This is a genomic window from Dietzia timorensis, from assembly GCF_020742175.1.
Taxonomy (GTDB): domain Bacteria; phylum Actinomycetota; class Actinomycetes; order Mycobacteriales; family Mycobacteriaceae; genus Dietzia; species Dietzia timorensis_A.
Window position 1 is genome coordinate 1 of sequence record NZ_DYXM01000065.1, and the last position, 2,925, is coordinate 2,925.

The 2,925-nt window shown below is 74.1% G+C and carries 3 protein-coding genes; 1 reads left to right on the forward strand and 2 read right to left on the reverse strand.

Going from position 1 to position 2,925, the window contains the following annotated elements:
* A partial coding sequence (locus K8V11_RS03635; RefSeq protein ID WP_303910970.1) for a hypothetical protein occupies nt 1-1,468 on the forward strand: 1,468 nt, incomplete at its 5' end.
* Here K8V11_RS03635 and K8V11_RS03640 read toward each other — a convergent pair.
* Nucleotides 1,465-2,133: a phosphatase PAP2 family protein gene (locus tag K8V11_RS03640; protein ID WP_303910972.1), complete on the reverse strand. Its 669-nt coding sequence runs from the start codon at nt 2,131-2,133 to the stop codon at nt 1,465-1,467. The genes K8V11_RS03635 and K8V11_RS03640 overlap by 4 nt on opposite strands.
* Nucleotides 2,133-2,925 (reverse strand): glycosyltransferase family 4 protein (locus K8V11_RS03645; RefSeq protein ID WP_303910973.1); only part of this gene is annotated, 793 nt, incomplete at its 5' end. The genes K8V11_RS03640 and K8V11_RS03645, both read right to left, overlap by 1 nt.

Sequence of the window (2,925 nt, forward strand, 5' to 3'; positions counted from 1 at the left end):
GAACCCGTTCGTCACGGAGCGTCTCGCCCAGGGCGCGTGGTCGCTGTTGCTCGGGGTGGCCGCGGCAGCGCTGGTTCCCCTCTACTTCTTGCTGACGTCGCCCGACCGCGGCCGCCGTTCCACCCGCGGCCCCGCGTGGCTTGTGCCATTGATCGCGCTTGCCGCGTTTACCCCGACCGGACTGGCCATGGCGGCCGCCGCAGTGGTGGGTGCCATGGTGGTCGCCGCGTGCGCCGGCCGCCGGATCGCGATGCCCGCGGCATTCGCCGTGCCGGCGCTCGCGTTGGGCGCGCTTCCGGCGCTCGCGGGGACGCTGCTCGGCTGGGGCGCCGCCGAGGCGGGGAGTGCGGAGGCCGGGGTTGTGGCGTTCGCCGCGCGCGCCGAGCCGGGCCTCGCGACGATCGGCTCCCTCGCCGGACTCGGCGGGATCTGGAACTCCGACGCCGTGCCTGCGTCCCGTAGCGGCGCGCTCACTCTGCCGCTCACCCTTCCTCTACTTCTGGTGTGGGCCGTCGGGACCGTGCTCGCGTTCCGCCGCCCGCGATCGGCTGACGGCGCACCCTTGGACGCTTCCGCCGACATGTTGCCCGCGCGAACCTCGCTCGGCGCCGCGGCCGCGGTTGTCGTCCTCGTCGCGCTCGCCGCGACCCCACCAGGCCAAGCAATCCTCACCGCGATGATCGACGCTGCCCCCGCTCTCGGCATCCTCCGCGATGGACAGAAATGGGTGGGTTTGGCGATTCCCGGCGCGGCTGTCGCCATAGCACTAGTCGCGAACGCCGCCTGGGCGAGCATCGCCCCGTCGTCGAGGCGCCTCGCCGCCGCCGGCGCTGCCGCGTTCGTCCTCGTGCCGCTCGCGCTGGTACCCGACGCCGGAACGTTCCTCGCCAGGGAATTCGCGCCCGTTCGCTACGGCGACGGCTGGAACCGCGTCAACGACGAACTCGCCGCCGCCGGCGCGGAAACCGGGAGGCCACAGACGGTGCTGGTCCTGCCCGCGGGCGGCTTCCGTTCGACGCCGCTATGGGCCGGAGGGCGCGTCGTGCTGGACCCCGCCCCGCGCCTGCTGCACGCGGCCGTGCTTGAACCGGGCGACCTCTCCGTCGGCGGGCAGGTCGTCGAGGGCGAGGGCGGCGCCGCCCGCGACGCGCAGCGCGCGCTACTCGAGGGAGCCGACGCGGGTGAACTCGCCGCGATGGGCGTCGACTGGGTGCTCGATGAGACCACCAGCCGCGGTGAGCGGGGGAGCGCCGGCGAGACCCTTGCTGGCGCCCAGCAGCGCTTCGCCGACGACGAACTGAGGCTGTGGCGCCTGCCCGGCGCCGAATCGGCCGGCGCCGACGAGGCCGAAGCCTTCGCCCCTGCGTCCGAGGCCGCCCGTCGCCTCGCTCTCGCCGCCCACGCGTGCTGGGCGCTCGCGCTCGCCGGCGGCACGGCGGGCGCCCTGATCGCAGGCCGCCGCCGCTAACCTTCCGCGGACTCCGCTTCGGAACCTGTGCCCGCGCCGGCCCTGTCGTCGCGGTTCGCGGCCGTCACCGCCACTCCACCCATGACGGCGGACGCCGCGATCCCCAGACATGTTCCGCCGACGACATCGCCGAACCAGTGAACGCCCAGGTAGATGCGGCCTATCCCGACCGCGGCGGCAACGACCGCCGCGAGCACCCACGCCGCCCGCCGCCACGTCTTCGGCCACGAGGTGCCGAACACGGCGACGATGCCGAGGCATACGGTCGTCGCGATCGTCGTGTGCCCGCTGGGAAACGACCAGCCGCCGGCGTACTCCAGCCAGCCTTGCGTGTCCGGCCGGGGATGGCGCAACAGCTCCTTGACGAGGCGAAACGCGAGCGCCGCCGCGAGCACGCCCGCCGCGAAGAGTAGCGGCCGACGCCAGCGCCTCGTCCGCGCGGCGACGCACAGCGCGATCACGGCCGTGAGCAGCGACGCGGCGAGCGGCGCGAACACGGCGCTCACCGCCCGCATCGGGGGCGAGAACCAGGGCGAGCGCTGCTCCAACGCGAAATCGTGGACCGCCGTATCGATCGCGTCGGTCCACCCGAACCAAGTGGCCGCGGCGGCGAGGCAGAACGCCACGCCCGACGTCATACATACCGCTCGTGCGGTGGCCGGCACTACCGCTCCCGGCCGGGGTCGGCCGGCGGGTCGATGACGCCGGAATGCACGCGCCCCGCCGCTGCCTCGGCGAGCAGCCACTCGGCGGCTGTGCCCGCAGCCTCCCAGGAAAAGCCGGCCGCCTTATCGCGCGCGGCCGCGCCCATTCGCTCGAGCTGCGGGCGGTCGGCAAGGAGTGCGCGGGTCGCGTCGATCATCTCTCCCAGCCCGTCGACGAGGATCCCGGTGCGCCCGGTGTCGATGGAATCGCGCAGGCCGGCGGCGTGCGTGTAGCCGATCGTCGGCAGCCGGTGCTGCCCGGCCTCCATCACCGCCAGCCCCCAGCCCTCCTTGCGCGAGGGCATGAGGTGCACGGTCGCGGCGCGCAGAATCTCGTGCTTGCGGCGCTCGGAGACGTGCCCGTGGAAGGTCGTGGCCCCGGAGACCCCGAGCGTGTCGGCGTGCTCGCGCAGCTGCGGCTCCCACCAGCCCCCGCCGATGACGTCGAGCCGCAGATCCGGCGAATCGGGCAGCAGTTCTGCGAGCAGCGAGAGTGCGTCCTCGACGTGCTTGTGCGGTACGAGGCGCGACAACACGACCAGGCGTGGCCCCGGCGCGCGCTCGGCCGGCGTGCCCGCGGAGATCCCGGCGGGCACTGGGTCGACTCCGTTGCGGATCACCGCGATGTGCGAGGACGGCACCCCGAGCGTGGCGAGCTCGGCCGCCGAGGGCTGCGAGACGGTGAGCCACTGGCGGCGGCGGTGCACGAGTGGGGACAGGCGCGACTCGATCCACCAGCCGAATCGCGCGAGG